General features: G+C 43.5%; 20 protein-coding genes. 1 reads left to right on the top strand and 19 read right to left on the bottom strand.

All coding sequences use genetic code 11. The annotated features are described in order from the left end of the window. Positions 1-2: 2 nt before the first annotated feature. The 3 genes from metH to metA are packed head-to-tail and all read right to left on the bottom strand — an operon-like array spanning position 3 to position 4,651. Complete coding sequence (gene metH / locus J8L97_RS14365; protein WP_211050589.1) at positions 3-2,633, bottom strand: methionine synthase; 2,631 nt, start codon at positions 2,631-2,633, stop codon at positions 3-5. Positions 2,634-2,643: 10 nt separating this feature from the next. After that, positions 2,644-3,714: a homocysteine S-methyltransferase family protein gene (locus J8L97_RS14360; protein WP_211050588.1), complete on the bottom strand. Its 1,071-nt coding sequence runs from the start codon at positions 3,712-3,714 to the stop codon at positions 2,644-2,646. Beyond that, positions 3,704-4,651: a homoserine O-succinyltransferase gene (metA, locus tag J8L97_RS14355; protein ID WP_211050587.1), complete on the bottom strand. Its 948-nt coding sequence runs from the start codon at positions 4,649-4,651 to the stop codon at positions 3,704-3,706. Before metA ends, J8L97_RS14360 begins: the two co-directional genes overlap by 11 nt. Positions 4,652-4,821: 170 nt before the next feature. On the opposite strand from metA, the gene J8L97_RS14350 reads away from it, so the two are divergent. After that, positions 4,822-5,718, top strand: coding sequence for a DMT family transporter (locus tag J8L97_RS14350; RefSeq protein WP_211050585.1), 897 nt, complete (start codon positions 4,822-4,824; stop codon positions 5,716-5,718). Positions 5,719-6,128: 410 nt separating this feature from the next. On the opposite strand, the gene J8L97_RS14345 is transcribed toward J8L97_RS14350, so the two are convergent. The 16 genes from J8L97_RS14345 to J8L97_RS14270 form a co-directional block, all read right to left on the bottom strand. Next, positions 6,129-7,139, bottom strand: coding sequence for a phage late control D family protein (locus tag J8L97_RS14345; protein WP_211050583.1), 1,011 nt, complete (start codon positions 7,137-7,139; stop codon positions 6,129-6,131). A gap of 10 nt (positions 7,140-7,149) precedes the next feature. Next, positions 7,150-7,371: a tail protein X gene (locus J8L97_RS14340; RefSeq protein ID WP_192507067.1), complete on the bottom strand. Its 222-nt coding sequence runs from the start codon at positions 7,369-7,371 to the stop codon at positions 7,150-7,152. Positions 7,372-7,383: 12 nt separating this feature from the next. Continuing rightward, positions 7,384-7,830, bottom strand: coding sequence for a phage tail protein (locus J8L97_RS14335; protein ID WP_210997004.1), 447 nt, complete (start codon positions 7,828-7,830; stop codon positions 7,384-7,386). Further along, on the bottom strand, positions 7,830-11,609 hold the full coding sequence (locus J8L97_RS14330) for a hypothetical protein (protein ID WP_211050581.1): 3,780 nt from the start codon (positions 11,607-11,609) through the stop codon (positions 7,830-7,832). The genes J8L97_RS14335 and J8L97_RS14330 overlap by 1 nt, the downstream gene beginning before the upstream one ends. 463 nt (positions 11,610-12,072) lie before the next feature. Beyond that, positions 12,073-12,330: a phage tail assembly protein gene (locus J8L97_RS14325; protein WP_010364460.1), complete on the bottom strand. Its 258-nt coding sequence runs from the start codon at positions 12,328-12,330 to the stop codon at positions 12,073-12,075. Between the two features lie 6 nt (positions 12,331-12,336). Further along, positions 12,337-12,846 carry a phage major tail tube protein gene (locus tag J8L97_RS14320; protein ID WP_192507064.1) on the bottom strand — a complete coding sequence of 170 codons (510 nt, stop codon included), beginning with the start codon at positions 12,844-12,846 and terminating at the stop codon, positions 12,337-12,339. Further along, positions 12,846-14,180: a phage tail sheath subtilisin-like domain-containing protein gene (locus J8L97_RS14315; protein WP_210997006.1), complete on the bottom strand. Its 1,335-nt coding sequence runs from the start codon at positions 14,178-14,180 to the stop codon at positions 12,846-12,848. The genes J8L97_RS14320 and J8L97_RS14315 overlap by 1 nt, the downstream gene beginning before the upstream one ends. Before the next feature lie 104 nt (positions 14,181-14,284). After that, positions 14,285-14,620 (bottom strand): GPW/gp25 family protein, encoded by a 336-nt coding sequence (locus J8L97_RS14310; RefSeq protein WP_192507062.1) that lies wholly within the window; start codon positions 14,618-14,620, stop codon positions 14,285-14,287. 40 nt (positions 14,621-14,660) lie between these two features. Further along, complete coding sequence (locus J8L97_RS14305) at positions 14,661-14,960, bottom strand: PAAR domain-containing protein (RefSeq protein ID WP_192507061.1); 300 nt, start codon at positions 14,958-14,960, stop codon at positions 14,661-14,663. Positions 14,961-14,962: 2 nt separating this feature from the next. Next, positions 14,963-15,643: a phage baseplate assembly protein V gene (locus J8L97_RS14300; protein WP_211050579.1), complete on the bottom strand. Its 681-nt coding sequence runs from the start codon at positions 15,641-15,643 to the stop codon at positions 14,963-14,965. 2 nt (positions 15,644-15,645) lie between these two features. Continuing rightward, positions 15,646-16,248, bottom strand: a complete 603-nt coding sequence (locus tag J8L97_RS14295) for a hypothetical protein (protein WP_211050577.1) — start codon at positions 16,246-16,248, stop codon at positions 15,646-15,648. A 70-nt stretch (positions 16,249-16,318) separates the two neighbouring features. Then, a complete protein-coding gene (locus J8L97_RS14290) occupies positions 16,319-16,570 on the bottom strand; it encodes a tail fiber assembly protein (RefSeq protein ID WP_211050575.1) in 252 nt (83 codons plus the stop codon). A gap of 2 nt (positions 16,571-16,572) precedes the next feature. Further along, on the bottom strand, positions 16,573-17,379 hold the full coding sequence (locus J8L97_RS14285; RefSeq protein ID WP_211050574.1) for a hypothetical protein: 807 nt from the start codon (positions 17,377-17,379) through the stop codon (positions 16,573-16,575). Positions 17,380-17,401: 22 nt separating this feature from the next. After that, positions 17,402-17,959 carry a phage tail protein gene (locus J8L97_RS14280; protein ID WP_211050572.1) on the bottom strand — a complete coding sequence of 186 codons (558 nt, stop codon included), beginning with the start codon at positions 17,957-17,959 and terminating at the stop codon, positions 17,402-17,404. Continuing rightward, the gene (locus tag J8L97_RS14275) at positions 17,960-18,901 is read right to left on the bottom strand and encodes a phage tail protein I (RefSeq protein ID WP_211050570.1); all 942 of its coding nucleotides are present in this window, start codon (positions 18,899-18,901) and stop codon (positions 17,960-17,962) included. Beyond that, positions 18,898-19,815 carry a baseplate J/gp47 family protein gene (locus J8L97_RS14270; RefSeq protein WP_211050568.1) on the bottom strand — a complete coding sequence of 306 codons (918 nt, stop codon included), beginning with the start codon at positions 19,813-19,815 and terminating at the stop codon, positions 18,898-18,900. Before J8L97_RS14270 ends, J8L97_RS14275 begins: the two co-directional genes overlap by 4 nt. Positions 19,816-20,389: the final 574 nt, after the last annotated feature.

Genomic DNA, 20,389 nt, shown 5'->3' with positions numbered 1-20,389 from the left:
CTTTATTCGGGTTCATATCCCAAGTTAGGCGATAACCAACGTTCAGCTTCGGTGAGCGACATATTGGTGCGCTGAGCATAGTCTTCCACCTGATCTTTTTGGATACTGGCAACAGCATAATACTTACATTCAGGATGAGAGAAATACCAACCGGATACTGCTGCTCCTGGCCACATTGCATAAGAGCTGGTTAATTGCATACCAATACGTTGTTCCGTATCTAACAACTGCCAAATCTTCTTTTTCTCAGTGTGCTCAGGGCACGCAGGATAGCCCGGTGCTGGACGTATACCTTGATAATTTTCACGAATTAGTTCCTCATTCGTTAAATTCTCATCAGGTGCATATCCCCAGAACTCTTTACGCACTTGCTCGTGCAAATACTCAGCAAACGCTTCAGCCAAACGATCAGCCACCGCTTTTACCATGATCTTGTTGTAATCATCTTGTTTGGCATCAAATGCATCTGCCAAATCATCTTCTTCAAGCCCACCTGTAACCGCAAATCCACCGTAATAATCGGCAATACCTTTAGGCGCTATATAATCAGCTAAGCAGTAATTTGGAAAGTCGGTTTTTTCTGTTTGCTGACGCAAGTGACACGATTTAGTAAGTACTTCAGAGCGAGTTTCATCAGTATAAATTTCAATATCATCCCCGACTCGGTTTGCCGGAAACAGGCCAATAACACCGAGCGGCTGAAGTGCGCCACTTTTTTCATACTCATCAAGCATCTCATTCGCATCTTTAAACAAGCTCTTCGCTTCTTCCCCGACAATTTCATCATCAAGTATACGTGGGTATTTGCCCGCTAATGACCAAGTCATAAAATACGGTGTCCAGTCGATATACTTACGTAGCGTTTTAATACTGACGTTACGAAACTCCGTCACACCTAACTTTTTCGGTACCGGTGGCGTATAGTTTTTCCAGTCAATTTGAATCGCATTATCACGCGCTCGCTGCAATGTAACAGGTTTAGAACGCGGCTTTTTACGCGCTTGTTGTTCGCGTACTTTGACGTACTCAGCGGATGTTTTAGCCAAAAACTCGCTCTTTTGGGTGTTACTCAATAGACTTGACACCACCCCCACCGCACGACTGGCATTGTTAACATACACAACTCCTTTGTCATATTGTGGCTCAATCTTAACCGCGGTATGTGCTTTGGACGTTGTCGCACCGCCTATCAATAACGGTAGTTCAAAGTTACGACGTTTCATTTCTTTGGCAACATGGACCATTTCATCAAGCGAAGGCGTGATCAATCCCGAGAGGCCAATCACATCTGCCTTTTCATCAATGGCTGTTTGCAAGATTTTTTCCGCTGGCACCATCACACCTAAATCGACTACTTCGTAGTTGTTGCACTGTAGAACAATACCCACAATATTCTTACCAATATCATGTACGTCGCCTTTTACGGTCGCCATGATGATTTTACCATTGGTTGCGCCTTCTTCTTTTTCTGCATCAATGAAAGGGTCTAGATAAGCTACCGCACGTTTCATTACCCGTGCAGATTTAACCACTTGAGGTAAAAACATTTTACCTGCGCCGAATAAATCCCCCACCACATTCATGCCATCCATTAATGGCCCTTCAATAACTTGTATGGGTTTATCCATACTGGCACGACATTCCTCAGTGTCTTCATCAATGTAGTTAGTAATACCTTTTACCAAAGCATGTTCGAGACGCTTTTCAACTGGCCAAGTACGCCATTCTAGATCTTCCACCTTTTCAGCTTGTGCCATACCTGAATATTTAGGCGCAAGCTCCACCAGCCGCTCACCAGCACCCGGGTCGGTATTGAGTACCACATCTTCAACGGCTTTTCTGAGCTCTTGTGGAATATCATCATAAACAGCAAGTTGCCCTGCATTTACAATCCCCATATCCATACCGGCTTTGATGGCATGGTATAAAAACACCGAATGAATTGCTTCACGAACGGGGTTATTACCACGAAACGAAAATGAGACGTTCGATACCCCACCTGACACTTTACAATGCGGTAAACCTTGTTTTATACGACGTGTGCCCTCTATAAATTCAACCGCATAATTGTCATGCTCTTCAATACCGGTTGCCACAGCAAAAATATTCGGGTCAAAAATAATGTCTTCAGGCGGAAAACCTAATTGGTCGACTAGAATTCGGTATGAACGCTGGCATATGTCGAACTTTCGTTCTTGTGTTTCCGCTTGCCCTGTTTCATCAAATGCCATCACCACCGTTGCAGCCCCAAAGCGCTTAATGATCTTCGCTTGATGAATAAATGGCGCTTCCCCTTCTTTCAAAGAGATCGAGTTAACAATAGCCTTACCTTGAATACACTTTAAACCTGCTTCGATTACGTCCCACTTTGACGAATCAACCATAATTGGTACTCGAGATATATCAGGTTCAGAAGCAATTAAATTTAAAAATTTCACCATTGCTGCTTTTGAGTCCAACATGGCTTCATCCATGTTAATATCAATGACTTGGGCACCACTTTCAACCTGTTCACGGGCAACGCTCAAAGCGGTTTCATAATCTTCTTCTAATATAAGGCGTTTAAAACGCGCAGAACCAGTGACATTTGTACGCTCACCAACGTTAGTAAATACTGCTGTAGCTTGACTCATTGACGACTTCCTAATTCAGATTACAGGCTTCAAGACCAGCCAAACGCATTCGCACGTCTAACTCTGGTAATGGCCGCGGAGCTACATGCTCGAGACCATCAGCAAAGGCTTTGATATGCGCGGGTGTGGTACCACAACATCCGCCAACAATATTAATGTAACCTTCCTTTCCCCAATCAACGATTTCTTTCGCCATCTCATCTGCTTCTAAATCATATTCACCAAATTCATTGGGCAAACCGGCATTCGGGTGAACCGATGTAAATGTCTCACACACTCGCGATAACTCGACAACATACTGACGCAATAGATCGGGTCCTAACGCGCAATTTAAGCCAATTGAAATGGGCTTAATATGGCGAATAGAGTTGTAAAATGCTTCCGTTGTTTGCCCAGATAAAGTACGCCCTGATGCATCTGTGATAGTGCCTGATATCATAACAGGTAAGGTTACGCCCGCTTGTTCAAACGCTTCTTCTACCGCGTATGATGCCGCTTTTGCATTGAGCGTATCAAAAATAGTTTCTATTAATATGAGATCTGCTCCACCTTCAATAAGGGCGAGCGTTGACTCGACATACGCTGCAACTAATTTGTCAAAGGTGATATTACGATAACCCGGATCGTTAACGTCTGGTGAAATTGAACATGTTTTTGACGTCGGCCCTAGTACACCTGCAACATAACGCGGTTTATTGGGGTTTTGTGCTGTAAACTCATCACACACCGCTCTTGCCAATTTAGCCGACTCTATATTAATTTCACGACTAAGACTTGCCATCTCGTAATCATCCATCGAAATAGTCGTGGCATTAAATGTATTGGTTTCAATAATATCTGCACCAGCAGCTAAAAACTGGCTGTGTATATCTCTGATCACATCAGGCTTAGTCAGGCTTAATAAATCGTTATTACCTTTGATCAACACATGCCAATCTTTAAAGCGCTCACCACGATAGTCTTGTTCCTCAAATTTGAATTCTTGGATCATGGTCCCCATTGCACCGTCAAGGATCAAAATACGATTTTTCATCGCCTCGGCTAAAGCGATACTTTTATTCTGCGGTAAATTATTCGGCATAGTTGTTAGTCCTTACATCTTGGCTAACGAGATTAATATCATACGGTGTGGTTTGGTAAACATAGTAGTTTAACCAATTTGAGAATAACAAAAAGGCATGGCTTTGCCACGTTTTTGAAGGTGTTTTATCAGCATTGTTATCTGGAAAATATCCTTCAGGCATTGCGGCATCGGGGCCTTTTTCGAGGTCACGCCTATATTCTTTTTGCAGTGTATCTGCATCATACTCAGGATGACCCGTTAAATACACTTGACTGCCAGATTGGTTTTTAACCAAATACGCACCAACCCTTTCTGAACCAGCCAACGTAATGAGATCCTCAGTTTGGCGTATTTTCTCTTCATCTATGTGGCCATACCGTGAGTGTGGTACGACAAACTCATCGTCAAAACCTCGGGTCAACGCACCATGTTCAAAATAACAACGATGTTTAAACACCCCACAGAGTTTATTCTTTTTCAGCGCTCGCTTTAAACCATGATGATGAAATAGCCCAGCATGAGCTGCCCAACACGAGAACAACGTCGATGTCACATGACCTTCAGCCCAATCAAAAAATACTTGTAGTTCATTCCAATAAGTTACGTCTTCATATTCAAGATGTGCAAGGGGTGCACCAGTCACAATTAAAGCATCATAATTTTGATTCTTCACATCTGAAAAATAACGATAAAACATATCTAGGTGTTGCTCTGAGTTTTCAGAGCTGCGGTGCGTATCTAAACGCAATAGGTCAACATTGACTTGTAAAGGAGAGTTGGCCAATAAACGAATAAACTGTACTTCGGTTTCTACCTTGTTAGGCATCAAGTTTAGAATTGCCAACCGCATAGGTCTAATTTCTTGCGACTTCGCACGACTTTTTGGCATTACAAACACGTTTTCTTGCCGCAATTGCACAATAGCAGGTAATTCGTCTTTGACGGTGATCGGCACACGCTTCTCCTGAGTTTAAGATACCTTGTTATTATGACCACAACCACAGAAATTTCAACCTCTAGATGTACAGACGTCTAAACATTTATACTTTATTTGATTGTTTCTTTGCCTGAAGTTGTAATAATCAAAAAATATGACAAATAATTCAGTAAATATAAGGACAACAGATGTTGAATGTGGGATTAGGAGAGATTGCAGCTATCAGTGCAGCAATGGTATGGGCAAGTTCAACAGTCATCTACAAACGTTTTAGTCACTCTTTATCACCGTTAGAATTAAACATAAGTAAAGGCGTAATGGCCTGCACCATGATGTGTATTAGCCTAGTGCTACTGCAAGATAGTGCCATACCCAGTGAAACAAGTGCATGGATATGGTTAGTTGCCAGTGGCATAATTGGAATTGCAGTGGGAGATAGTGCGTATTTTGCAGCCCTGAGAAATATAGGTCCAGCAAGAACATTAGTGATTGAATCTATGGCACCTGCCATCGCTGGCATACTCAACATTTTAATACTAGGCACCTACCTAAATGCCATGGCATGGACCGGTATTATTGTTACCACAATGGGCGTCATCTTAGCGATTAAACCACGTATAAAATTGCCTCCTCTTGATAAGAAAAAATACAAAATTGGGGCGTGCTTTGCGCTACTGGCGGCCGCGTGTCAAGCAGCCGGAATGGTCATGTCTAAGGCAGGAATGGCAGATGAGGCAACGAGCAGTTTATGGGCAGCTATGATCCGTTTATTTTCAGGCACCATGACAGTTGCTATGCTGGTTGTATTTTTGAAGGATCACAGCATTAATCAAGCTGTGAAGCTGAGCGGGATCAGTAATAAGAAATGGCTGATCGTTGCGGTATTCTTTGGCACTTTTATCGGTCTATGGTTACAGCTTGGTGCGGTCAAATATACCGACCCAGCTATCGCGCAAACTCTGCTAGCCACCGCACCGTTAATGGTCATGACATTGGCTTTGATAAAAAAAGAAGTGATCACTCGAAATATGATTATAGGCGGGGTATTCGCGTTCTTTGGTGTGGCTGTATTATTAAGTGCATAATTATTAAGTACGCAGTTATTAAGTACATAATTACTAGGTACATAATTTTGCGCTGAACATATTAACTCTCACAGCACGATATACAAAAATGTAGGAAGGAGGCCAGAGCCCGCTTTTGCAAGCGAGGATAGCCCATATGGAGAAAGGAGTGTCTAGGTAGGGTTATAGAAGAAGGTTATTTGCTTTACAAAAAATGTCATAAAGCATCATAATTTGGATACAAAAAAGGCTTAACATTGCGTTAAGCCATTTTTAAGTTTGAGTTTTTATTAGCGTTTGCTGATCTATGAGGTTTTAATTTGCTGCAACCTCTTTGGTCATTAAGCATAGTTAAGGTGCCACTGGTGTGATTACCTAGCTAAATCAACAATAATGTCGTAATCCTATTTAGCTAGAGCTGCGGGCTAGTGTTAGCTACTAACTTGCTCGCACAATAAATCAGATGCGAACCCTTCACTCGTGATGTAGTGATCGACCTCACTGACATACCATTTACCATCAGCCAATGTGCCTGTACCGATTAAATTTACAACCGCACCAGCGCCTATGGCAGGGTCGCCTATCACCTTGGCTCTAATTGACTTAGCTGCGCGATTAAGTCTTCCATGTTTAGCCATCGCTGCTTGTGTTGCATATGCTTCATTGGCGTATACATAGGGCAGTACGATTGCAGGCTGACCGCTCCCCGCAGTTACTGGTTTACGCACCGCCTCATTCATATCATAAAAATAGGCTTTAACTTCTCCAACAGCACGATAGGCATCTTCCATAAAATGCCAAGATAGTATCTGGCTTACGTCAATATCCACTTCTTTTAACGGCTTTCCTGATAACGATTTTCCCGTCCCTCTGCCCATAAATATCAATTTATCTTGGGCAATTTTCAAAATAGCATCATACTGCTCAGCCAATTTACTTAATAGCTGTAAATCACTTTCACTTTGTTCAATATGCGGTAACTCTATGGTACTAAACTGCGCACCAACCTTTGGGTCTAAACCATGTTCCGAGGCAATATCGGAGACGAGATCCCCAAGCTTTTGTGGCGTATTAGGATCAGCTGGCCACGATTTTTGCTTTGGTGCTTTCAACCCTGTCTGCCAGAGCACTTTATTGCCAAACAACTCAAGTGAACGAATCGGTCCAGATACGCTATACTCCCCCACTTCAAATGATCCTAAAGGAATAAGTTTGGCCGCTTTATCGGCCGCACCATTTTTATATCCCATGGCAATTTCAACAATATCGGTCGGCTTAGGGTTTTGTATTGGTGCTGTTCCGAGGTTATCAAATCGTACGTAGCATGCATCACTTTGCAACCCCGTTTTCAAACTTACACGCACCTCGACCATTCGATCTCGTAGCCGCTCAGCCACCTCATTGCCATTTGCTTTAATTGAAAACTGAGGTTGTAAATTCATCTTTTTCTCCTCAATCCCATATATTAATGACGTTATCTGAAATCGGTTTTGTGATCACTTCAGGCAAGAAAATGGCGATATTTTCACAGTAAATCGCGCCTTTTTCCGCAAGCCCGTGGTTCGCCTCTAAAACGAGCTCAACCATTCCGCTACTGCGTCCATAATGGCGCCAACAGATATTATCTAAGCAATCTCCATCTCGGGTGATATACGTTACCCCGTTCTCATTCATTGGCACACCTCATTATTTAGTGTTTGCATCATGACGCTTTAATTCCATCGAGAACTTAATTTCTCTTGGAATACCATCATTCAAAAACAACGTTCGATCTTCACTGATTGACATAATGATCCAATTGCCCAAAACGCGACCAACACTGGGGTCTGACTTACCACTTGCTTGCACATAGGTAAGTTTGAGTGGTAGCTGAGTCATTGCCTCTGCTCGCATACTATCAATTTGGGTAAGACCATCTTTCACCAGCTGAGGATATATTGTCCCCGTCAAGCTAAGCGTTTGATCTCCTATCCCCACAAACTGCATTGCGGGGCTGCTATTTTCTGTTTGCGAATCCTGTGTTTTCCAGCGGTAATCCGTATTAAACTTTAAGTTGTCAAAAGCAGCGCCTCCAACAGAAAATTTAAACTTACCTAATTGCATCATATGTGATGCATTACCTACTTTTTCCATTAAGCTACCTCATCAATATAACGAGTACGCAAATCACGTTGCGCTTGCAATTGTTTTTGTTCAAGTACCTGTTTTATCTGTTCTGCAATTTCAACTGCAGACATGCCAGGCGTCGTATTGACGGTAATGTTGGCATTGACCGTCACACTGCCGCCACTGACTGGCGTTTTACCTGATTGTACCGTTGATGTGCGCGTACTGGTTGGTGCCAACGATTTGATGTTTAAAGTATTGCCTTTAGTCGCTGTGCCATCGACTAATTTAGGTGAATCGACTTCACTCACCTTATCTTTTCCAAATAATGTATCAACCAACAAGCCAGAGAGGCCACCACCTAATGCCCCCACAATCGCATTGGTTGCATACCCAGCAACTGGTGCGAGCATGCGTATAGCACCATTTTTCGATTTACCCATTTTGTTCGAGACCCATTCACTGGCTCCCCAACCTGCTGCTGTACCACCCATAGTGGTTGCTTTTTGCTTTAATGATAGTGAATCATCATTTGCAGCTTTTAATATCGTGTGCCCATTGAGTATACGTCCGGCGTTAGTGCCTACAGCCGATAACTTATTCATCGGACCATTATTAATACCCGCATTTTTTTCCATCTCTGCAGCCATGCCGGCAAACATATTCGCTTCATTAATGACATTATTTTTTACGTAATCTAACGAAGTACTTACGTAGCTGCCTGGCTGTGTCGTAGCACTTGAAGCAGTGTTTACACCCTCCTTTGAATGCTCTTCACTTTTTGATGGTGTATCAGCAAATAAACTCCCAATTAAACCACCCAGCGCATTTGATGCCGCACCAATACCTGTAGCACCCAGTATTTTTGTGACTGGACTTGCCATTATCTTGCTAAATACACCGCCTTTTTTACTTACTGTGGGCATCGTATTGTGCACTTTAGATGACTCACCTTGTGCTTTTACTGAGCTGCCTGTTGTTTTAGCATCGGCTAATTCACTGGCACGAGTATCGGCTTTACTGCTTTTTCGCTCTTGTGCTTTACTGTCGGAGTCATCTAGCGTATTGCCAAACCACCCACCTAACATGCCGCCTAACGATTCACCACCGAACGCGCCTAATGCACCACCCACGATGCCACCAATGGCCGTGCCAAATACAGGAATAACCGACCCAATTGCTGCACCCGCAGCGGCGCCCGCAAGTGCACCACCTGCACCTCCAGCGGCTTGTCCTACTTGCTGTGACTTTTCTTTTTTCGTTAAGCTATCATCTGATAAGGTTGACGCGACATCCATCGCCCCCATTACCGCCGTTACAGGCGCTGCTAGTTTGCCAAATAGCTTACCTAATGGGCTTCTTGTGATACCTTTAATTAACCCTTTGCCTTTAAAGCCTCTTTTTACCGACTTACTGAAAATAGGATCATTCGCTGCAACCGGTTTTCCTAATTTAGTATTGCTTGCCTTGGTGCGATTTTTACCTGACTTTTGATTTTGCTCAGTCTCTGATAATCCGCCGTCAATAATCGATAACTTCGGCTTTGCTTTAGGCTTCGCTTTTAGCTGTGCCTTAATGTCAGCTGTTGAGTCTTTAGCCCAAGGCTTTTTATTGCTCTTTGGCACTTGTTTTTCATTTTCAGCATTATCGTCTTGGTAAATTCGCCGACTGTTATTTCCTTTGCTATTGCGTCTGTGGCCTCTCTTACCGCCTTTGCGCTTGCGTTTTTTAGGCTTTCTTTTTTTCTCTTTATCTTCTCGGTCAGGCACGTCAAATTCAGACTCTGCTTCCCCGCTTGAGAACATATCAGCGATTCCCCCTAAACCAAACCCATCTAGTAAATCAGGTAAAGCGCCAGTCAATGAAGATAAATCACCTTTTAGAATACCTTTAAAGTCCAGTTTAGCTAATGTAGCCGCATGATCTTGCATAAATGAGGCTGCCCCATCAAACCCAAAGGCATTGAGTAAATCAGGACCTGCATTTAATAATGAATCTAGGTCTCCCCCCATAATCCCTTTTACATCTAGCTGCTTTAACGCAGGCAATGCCGCTTCCATAGCACTCGCAGCACCCTCTAAACCTAAAGTACTTAATATGCCAGGCGCAGCATCCAGTAACGTCGAAATATCACCACTGGCAATCCCCTTCATATCAAGCTGTTTCAGTGCTGGGAGCGCTTCGCTAAACTTATCAGCTGCATCGCCTAAACCAAATGCTCTTAGTGCATCAGGTCCAGCGTCCATTAATGACGTTAAATCACCATTCATTATCCCTGTTGGATCTAGCTGTTTAAGTGCTGGTAAAGCCGCTTGTATTGCATCTGCTGCACCGCCCAAATTAGCTGAACGCAGCATATCTGGCGCGGTATCAAGTAGACTCGTCAAGTCACCTTGTGCCACGCCCACTAAATCTAATTGCTCCAGCGCAGGGATTTTTTGTGTAATAGAATTATGAATACCCTCTAAATCAAGCGTCTTAATTAACTCAGGGGCTGCCTCTTTAAGCGAGCTTAAATCACCATTCATTAACCCTTTCATGTCTAACTGTTGTAAAGCAGGCATAGCTGTTTGCACCGCATCTGCAGCACCGCCAAAGTTAGCCATGCGCAGAAGATCTGGGCCGGTATTTAATAAGCTGCTTAAGTCACCCTCTACTGCCCCCGCTAAATCGAGTTGGGCAAGTGCTGGAATATTCTGTGCTATTGATTGATTCAAGGCATCAATATCAACGGCTTTAATGAGCGCTGGTGCCGCATCTTTTAGCGAGCTTAAATCGCCTTGCATAATGGCACCGGTATCAATGCTCTGTAATGCAGGTAACATGGTCTCAATTGTTTGTGCCGCTTGCGGCATGTTTAACGCATCAAGTGCAGCGGGAGCTGCATCTGCCAAAGCGCTTAAATCGCCCTGCAAAACTGCGCCAGCGTCTAACTTATCTAGTACTGGCAGTGCCTTTCCAACTACATTGGCAGCTTGGCCAAATCCCATATGCTCTAGCACTTGTGGTGCTGTCGCCGTTAAGCTCGACAAGTCACCATCCATCATGCCTGAAATATCTAACTGATTAAAAGTCGCCAGCCCCGTTTTGAGTGAGTCAGTCGCTTCAGACATGTTCAACGCATCTAAGATTTGTGGCGCAGTCGAGGTCAATAAATCAAGTTGCTGTGAAAGTGCTTTCTCACCATTGCTGGCGGAGAATGTCGCGCTATGCTGCAACAATATATCAGTGAGCCCTGCCACATCAATTGCGCTACTCATCCCTGGAATGGCGTGTGTCAGAGCCGATAAGTCTTGCGTAATAACTTGCTGAAACTGCGTAAAGTCAAGTTCACCAATATGCTGACTCAATCCAGAAATAGCCTCAGATAAGTTGCCACCTTTACCTACTTGTACCGCAAGCTCATTTGCCGCAATATTATTAGCCGTATCAGCCTCGCCTTGCGCTGACTTTTTCTGCGTCTTTATCAGTTCAACAGCGCTATTATCACCAGGGTTACTGACAGCCACCCGACTCAAATTTGCCAATTGTTTTTTGAGCACGTTACCATTGTCAAGCATGAGTTGATTCACATTAAACTTCGCCAATTGAGCCAATACAGGTTCAATTGAGTCAGGCTGCACAATTGCACCTGACGCTTTGATGCTCTTTACCGCCTCAGCGATAAACTGCGCTGATTTTGCTTGATCTTGCTGAATTTTTGGTAACTTATTTTTAACTTTATTGGCGTTATTTGCCTTTTTTTTGCTGGCTGCGGGAGATTTTTTCGCACCGCGTTTTTGATCAGATGATCCGTGACGTTTCATAGCTATACCTGGGGGATGCAAAGAAGTGAGCTGAGTACTTGCCTGCCAGTGCACCCGCCTGCATCAATAGCAAGACTTGTACATAACTGAAATAACAAGCGTGAAATAGTGGGCCGATGGCCAGTAGAGTTGAAAAAGATATGCCAAATAACAATAAGTGAGTACCACTTCGTGAGTCGTGTTAAATGTGATTTGGCTTATCTATTTAAATAACCTCATTGGATTGTACGTAAGTTTGTTTACAGAATATTTCCTATTCAAAAACCCTGACCCAAACCTGAAGTTAAATAAGATCATAAAACATGCAGTCTACAGATAAAAAAGGCAGGTCAATGACCTGCCTCCGTTTCTTTTTTATATTCAACGGCTGCTTCGAACCAGTCGCATAGCTCTGATTCGGTTAAGCCGTTTAATTCTTGTAAGCCCCACCCGGTGTATTTTGCGAGGGCTATCACCATGGATTTTAAGCGCTTGGGCGGGATACGAGAAAAGCCTGTAGCTTTTCTCTTAGTTTGACAAAGTCGCTCCAGTCTAATTCTTCAATGACGTCTGGAGATACTTCACACAAATGTGAGAAGTAACGAATTTCGCTTTCTGATTCGCTTAAATCCGTTTTGTCTACCATTAATCTATCACGTACCTTTGGTCGTCTCATCTTTAGCTCTGCATACTCATGCGCATCGACCGTGACTGGGAAAGTCAGTTTAATGATATCTGTCATAACTTATTAAGCTCCAATTGCTGTGCGAAGTAACGCCATTTGGTCAACACCGTTAACGATACGAACATCATTGGCTAAATCGATGTCATAAATCACATCTGCGCCAATTTCTAACTTGTATTTTTGTACTGCGTATTGCATGGTTAATTTGGCTTCTTCGCCATCTTTCCAGTTACCCATATCCATTTCTTTGAAGAAACCAGACAACGTTACTTTTACCGGCACTGGTGCTTGACCTTGTGCTTGAATTGCACCACGAGCAACAAGTGGTTTAGTGTCGCCACCCCAGCCACCCATAAGTTTCAATACATCTGAACTGTATTCAAGCAGCGTAATTGTGCCTTCCATTTTTTCAAGTTGACCTACATCTAATTCAATAGGCGCTTGAAAACCAGACGTTATTTCACGAGTTTTAACCGTTACTTTAGGTAACGTAATCTCATCAGCGATACCAAGGTAGCCCTTACCATCAACAAATAATTTGAATTTTTTTAGGATCTTAGGAGATGTTGCCATTATACGATTTCCTCTAGGTAGTTGTTAGTAAGGATGCTTTTAAAGGTAATGTGTTCAGCCGGTGTTGGTGGCGTGAAATCAAAGCTAAAATATACTTTACCCGCTTGGATATTAATTGGCGTGTTAAGCTCTTCATCAGCCCAGATTTCGCCACCTAAAATAGCACCTTGTGCTTTAAGGCTATCGAGGTAACCCTGTACACTTTGTACAACATCATCGATGTATGTTTTAGTAATGTTACGGTCAACCGCCCACATGTGAGCACGAAGCAATGAATCGTTGATCATATCAGCTGTACGTACCACAGATAAGAATGCCCATTTAGGGTCATCAGAACATGTGCGGTTACCCCATAGCTTAAAGCCATTTTGACGGATAATCGTTGCTACTTCATTTTCATTTAATAAATTAGCACGTGCATTTGAGTCACCTAATTGGAAATCGATTGGGCGTGCTGTAGCAACAATACCATTCATATTGGTGTTACTTGGGCTCCACCAAAAACCACGGTCGTTGTCTGATTTTGCAATCATACCTGCAACACGTGCACTGGCTGGTTCAACTACTGATTGACCATCACGGAAAACACGCACCGCAGGGTCAACCACAAATACACGACGAGAACCGAAGTCTTTACGATATGCTTTTGCATCGTCATCATTGGTATTTGGACCATCAGCGATGATCACAGCACGTAAACGGTTCGCAATCGCCACCATGTCTGTTACAACTGGGTTTTTCTCAGAACCATTTTTCTGATGTGTATAGCCAGGTGCCACTAAAATACGCGGTGCAACACCCACGACTGATTCAGCGCCTAAGAATGCTTGCATCCCTTCATACGAACCATCAGCAGCCACACCGCCTACAATTCGTTGAGTTACCGTTGCTTCATCACCGTCCGCAACACGCACAACAATAATGACTGCGCCCGCTTGGTCAAAAATACCATCCACAGCAGGAACCAAAGTCCCTTTTCTGTCATACTCTACGTCTGTTACCGCCTTTTTAACTTTTTCAGTCAGTGCTTTTAACTCATCCGCGGTAGGCGCGGTGTCATTATTTTCAGCTTTGAATTTAGTGACTTCAACAGCCAGAGCCGCATCACGCAAAGTTTGTAAGCGCGCTGCAAAATCGGTATTACTAGGATTAACTAATTTAGCCGCTTCTGCACGTTTACCAGCAATAAGTACCGGTGTATTTAAAGGAAAAGCGTCTTCATCTGCAAAAGGCGCCGTACCTATCAAGCCAATTACTGAGCTTTTTACTGTTTTAATTGGACGAGTGCCTGATTGCGCCTCGATTACCTCTACACCATGTAGAAATTTTGACATATGAATCTCCTTTAAGGGTATGTCAGTTAGAAACAAAAAAACCACGCTTGGCGTGGTTTTTGAGAATTAAAAAATGTAAGGCCATTTTGATTGGCCGTACTAAATTAAATTTGTATACCTTCGATGAGCACTGGCTCACCACTAATTAAATACAAACCACTGATATCAATCGATAGCTTCCCATCACCTGTTGGTTGCACTGCGACTGACTCCAGTTCAAAGCGAGGTTCCCACTTTTCTAGTGCATTAGAGACAACCAAGGTGATATCTCCCACCATACTGGTCGAATACGGACTATCCAGTAAGTCAAATAAGCCACAGCCATAATCTCTGCGCATCACCCTGCTACCGATAGGTGTGGTCACAATGTCGTGAATACTTTGCTTTAAATGCTCAACCCCCGCGAGGGGCTTTCCTGTTTTTGCGTTCATGCCAAGCATAACGTTGCCTTATATACCTGAAATTAATGATGATTAAGCGTTATCCGCCAACTGTAAAGCCGCCTTCGCCTTGCGCCAACTGCCCGCCACAGTCGGTGGGGTCACCAATACGAGCAACCGCTTTACCTTCAATGGTAAAGCTGCCTGCGCCCGCAGATATCGCCTTGCCTTCATGTTTTACACTTGGGTCTGTTGACAATACATGCGTACTAATGGGGTCGCCTTCTCTAAGCGCCGGCTTACCCGCCACTGTAAAGCTGCCCTGTGTTGCACTGGCTTTACCCGGTAAAAACAGCGCGTGAACATTGGTCATCGCACCATCTAATGAGATTGCTGGCATACTTACTCCTGTGCACTAATATTCGCGCCATTGAGCTTTAATGTGTTAGCCGCTTTAATCCCAATTCCGGCACTGGCGTCCACCGTCACATCTCCCCCAGTTGCACTAATGTCGACTGTTTTACCAGATAACTTAAGCGCTTCTGTGGCTGAAACCGTGATGTTTTGTGTTGCGTTAACCGTTGCATTGGCGGAGGTAATTACGGTGATATCTTTTTCTGTAGTTATATTAAGTGTTCCGGCAGATACAACATCAACCGTTGCCTCTTCACCTTTTATATCAATATAGTAGCGATGCTTTTCGCGGTCGTACTCAACCAAGGAGCCATCTTGATATACCGTGCGTTGCACGTGTTTACGGCTCTCTTTTGCTACATCGCTGGCCACTTTGTCTACGTTATGGTCTTGTTGATATAAACTCCCTAACACCACCCCTTGCGCTAAGTCACCACACGGGGCCAATACCACCACTTGCTCACCGACTTCTGGGGCTTGCCAAGTTAAGTCGTTAAACGCTTGCGCTGTAAGCCAAGGTAACCAAGAGGTTAACCAATCACCAATGGTGACTCTGACTAGCGCTTTTTCGTAATCCACCTCATTCACAGTGCCTAACGAAATTAACTTAGCGAGCCGATGCTGCATGTCGGCTTGGGCTAAATTGGTTTGTAATGGGTTGGCTATCATAATTAAGCACTCCCGCTGCCTGATGGCGTCTCAACCTCTGCTGGGGTTTTGGCAATAAGCCAATGTTCGCCCCCTTCTGGGCCTAAATACACTTCACTGACCGGTGGTAAATCACACACTTCCACAATCTCAACTTGGTAATAAAACTGCCAAGTTAACGTCGCTTTACCAATTACGCTGCTCGGCTGCTTAGTAAACGCAAAGTCGATATTGTACGGAATAAAAAACTGCCAAGGAGTGGCCATATCGTCCGCCTGCATCAGCGCTTCACATCGCTCAATCACCCCATCTAAACGCGTCAGTAGTGCATCACTGTCGGCCTGCTCTACTTCTAAGTCCAGTTGCAAGGTTAATACCCGCCTATCGAGCGGGTTAGGGCTCAAATTCTTATTTGAAGTTGGCCCGTAAGTGACGCCAGCGTCGGCGCCTTTTGCTTGCAACTCACTGGCTTGACGCTCAGCTAAGACTTGCACACATACTTGCGCGACTTGCGTTAAATCTGGATACGGCATGCTCGGCTTTAACAGCCCTACCTGAGCGATACCGCCCAATCCAGACGTGAGGCACTCAAGTACCTTTCGTACTAGGGTACTACGTTGATTCATAGTGATTCTCTGATTAAAAGCTCAGCCAGAATGGCTGGAAATTTAGGGCGGACGATACGACCGAAGTAGGTTACAATACCGGCTTTACTGGCCAAACAACATCATCAGGATTTGTATATGTTTGAGGAATATCACGCAGTGCTTGACGGTAGCTTTTAAACTCCTCAGTTAAAGCCTCACCTGTTTCTTGGCTTTTAGTAACATACCAATCTGTCGCTTTTAAATTGGCATCTCGTATAGCCTTAACTGTTGACCATTTACCAAACTCTAAGATATCTTCGATAGGCATTTGTGACTCTAATGAACTTAAATCTCTTTCCATGATTATTGCTCCCATGTCGGTTTTTCTTGCGTTATATAATTTACAGCGGGCTGACCTAAGTGCGACGTATATTTTGTATCAACTGAAATAGCGCGAGTTGAGCCACAATGTGGGCGTGTATCAACTTTTAATGACACTCTTGCAAAGCCTTGGTTGTATCCTTGTCCAATCGAGCGATATGAAACAGGTAGAATAGTCCCTTCCATAGCATTCGTTAGCGGTATTTCTTTTTCTAGATTATTTGGCTCTGAAATAAATACGCTTAAGCTACTGTCATTCGCTATTTTCTTAACTTCTAGCTGACAGGCAACGGAGTCTTGGTAAGAAGTCCCTGTTAATATTAAGTGATCTGTATATCCCTCTGTTGCAAACATACCTCGGTGACACATCATAAATTCAATTTTGAAGTAGTCTCCATAATCACCATATGTAAGGTGGTTCGTTGTCGATTTAAACTCCAACATGTTAATGTAATATGGAGGTTGAGGGTTTGCACAATATGGGTAATCAGCATCAGAACCATCAGCTTCGCGAGTGTACCCTCCAGCACTAAGTATTCGCTCAAATGAAAAGTGTTTTTCATTGCCTATTTTCGTTACATTAAGACCATTAATTGTTTCTACAATTGAATTTTTCCAATTATTAAACTCTGTTTCTGCACTTGCAATTTTTTGATCAACCTCTGCTGATTTTGCAGCTACTGTAGCATCAATATTGCCAATTTTATCTTGTACGGTTTGAGTTAGGTTGTCGGCGGCGACCACCACGTCCGTGAGCCGTTGGCTCATCGGTTTTTCTTGATTTGACATCGTATTTCCTTAACTTTGTTGATTAAGCTTGTTCGAGGGCAACCAAACGAAGCTCTTGTTCAATTTGACGCGCCATGGTGTTGAGTTGAACCAAGGTCATATCAGCCAGCTCTCTATCTACAATCAGGTTAAGATTATCAACGCCAACTTTTATCTCAACACTCTGCGAAGGTAACTGAGCCAACGATAAGGTTAACCACTGGAGTACTTTTACATCGGGTGTACGATAACCAAGCGTCGTATCTGGTTTCGAGTACACACCCAGTAAAATAAGCTCAAGCTCACCTTCGCCGCTATAGTTTGGTGATTCAATGAATACCCCTATTTCACGAATCGCATATTCAATCGGCGCATCAAACTTACCTGCTATTTTTAAGCTGCTGCCTTCGCCATCGGAATAATCGGTGTCGGCAATGGCGACCCGTTCTTTTTCGCCCTTAAGCGCTGTTTGAGTTTTATCTGGTGTATAGGCACTGTCACCAAATGCCATGTGGCTGATTTTGCCTTTAAAACCGCGCTGTGTGGCGGTCATTAACGCGTTTAAACCAGCTTGAGTAAATTGCAAGGTTAATGCAGACATTTACGTCGCTCCTTGTAGAGTAAAATAAGTAAGTTGAAGTTGAGATAATGCAGCTGACACCACAGTAGTAGCAGTACATGACTCTGGCCATACACCTTTCCAGCTCGCTTGCGCCTCCATTGCTGCAATATTCGCTTGGCCATAGCCGTATAGGTTTAAGCCTGCGGCCATTACATTTGGCACCACCCCCGTCATATCAAGATTATGCTCTAACGCACCAATCCCTTTTTGACCCGTAAGTACAGCGCCAAGCGTTGCCTCAGTGTCATTCGGTGTCACACCGTTAAAGTCGCCTTGATGTTGCAAAGACCCAATACCGGGTTGAGCATTAAGCGACGCGGCTAAATCAACATACCCCGCATCTGGCTTTACCCCCTTGAATACGCCTTCCTTGGAGAATAATCCCGTCCCTGCACTGGCATGTATACCCATACCAAATTGTTCTTTTAACGAAATGCCCAACTGCACTTCGACATGAATAGAAGCGCGTTTAACGGTATCAATAATACGCTTTACTTGCGCAAGCATTGCTTTGGTCAGTAACCCTTCCTCGTTACTATCAAGGTTTTCGTTCACCATCGCGTTAACCACGATGGTGCCGGGCTGCGCATCTATTTGATGCCACCACTCATGAATATCGGTTTCAATATTTAAACTGTCTAATGCTTTTTTTAAGGCAAACGGTGTGGCTTTAAATTGATGGACGACAAACGCATCATCAATCATTTGCCGTTTAGTGTGTTCAGACCACACATCATTCCAATCATCTACCGACAACGCCCAAGCAAGCCAAGGTAATAGCTCTGCAGGGCATTCATGTGGATGCCAAATGTGTTTTAATAACCGTGATTTATCAGGGTATGTTAATAACTCAGCAAGTGAGCGCATCAACAGTGACGCATTATGGGGCAACAGATCAGGTAATGCTTTAAAGTCACTCATTCATCACCTCGGCGCACCGATGCATTAATCACCATACCTGTGCAGTGTGCGACTGAGTCGGCAGATATTGGTACATCTGTACTTGGGCTTAATACTTGGCCATTTTCAACACCTGGTTGATTAATGGCACTAAAGAGCCCCATTTGGCTAATGTCTCGCCCTAATAAAGTTTGCTGTGCAATATATTCATCAAGCGCCGCTTTAACCGTCGCCTCAACACTTGATGCCGAAGGCCCGGGAGCAATTACTAAGTTAACCTCAATATGATACGGCACAACATTTGGGGTAAAAATCGACACTTTATCGCCCAATGGCCTCACTTTTGACGCCTCTTCACTTGGCCCTCTGCCATCGGGTAATAAGCCAAAATGGTTACGTAGCTTTGCTACTAACTCATTAGAAGGTATACCATGACCTTCATGGCTCAATATCGTGAGTTCAACAACACAGGGTTGTGGACTATAAACATAAACATCTTTAACACGAGCATCAGCTGATAAAGCATGAAACTGATATGCCTGTTTACTTCCTGCTGTATTTAAGCCCTCAAACACCATTTGAATGCGGCGTCTAAAACGCGTATCGCTTTCTTTTTCATGAACATTTGAGCTCGCAGCTTGGCGAGATAAGTTATATCGCGCCGCAATAGCATCTAAATCATTGCCTGTCGCCGAAGCTAACATATTGCCTTTAACTGCATCATTTAATTGACTGTCAAATAACAATGTTTGATACGCCATCATTTCTAGCATGATGGCCAATGGCTCTGATTCTAAGGTCAGCGCATCTGAAAATTCAGGGTGCTTTGCTAATAGCTTATCTTTCAGCGCTTGAAACTTTTGCTCATAGTCCAATATTGTGATGCTATCTGGCAACGGTACTTTTGACATATCAAGTAGATTAAACACATTCATCTGCAGCACCTTCAATTAGCACCAATAAAAAAGCCTACACACTGTGCAGGCTTAATTGGTGGAGTTGGAATCTATAAAGCGCTATGACTTTTTAATAACAGCGCTATGTCTCTTTACTTCGATTAACCAGCTTAGGTATATCTTACCGGTTTTTTGGAGTTGAAACAGGTCAATGCTGACCCTCTCAAAACATTCAGAATGATTCGCTTAAATAAATCATTTTGAATGTGTTTATTTGTATGTCGTTATCTTCACTAGACCCTGAAGCAAGTTCAGGGAGACGAAGAAGATATGTACTTCAAGGTGGTAGATAATTTGCTCGATAACAGTTGCTCTACTGTCACTACGCTTCACCCCACTCCATCGTCTTCCTGACGCAGGTCAGGATCCATTTACCATATAAGCAAAACGCTTAAATTCACATCATAGAACAAAAAGCCGATTTAACCATACTCGAAAGTACACTAAACCGACTTTAATCTGGACAAGTGAGATGTTTAGAAAACCTAAAATCAGCGCACTATGCTAAAGCAAACTCTTTTGAGCTTGTTGTCTAGCATAGGTGTATCTTACC

Source organism: Pseudoalteromonas sp. MMG012 (assembly GCF_018100875.1).
GTDB classification, from domain to species: Bacteria; Pseudomonadota; Gammaproteobacteria; order Enterobacterales; family Alteromonadaceae; genus Pseudoalteromonas; species Pseudoalteromonas aurantia.
Note: the sequence above shows the minus strand (reverse complement) of the source record. Positions and strands in the feature narration are given on the sequence as shown.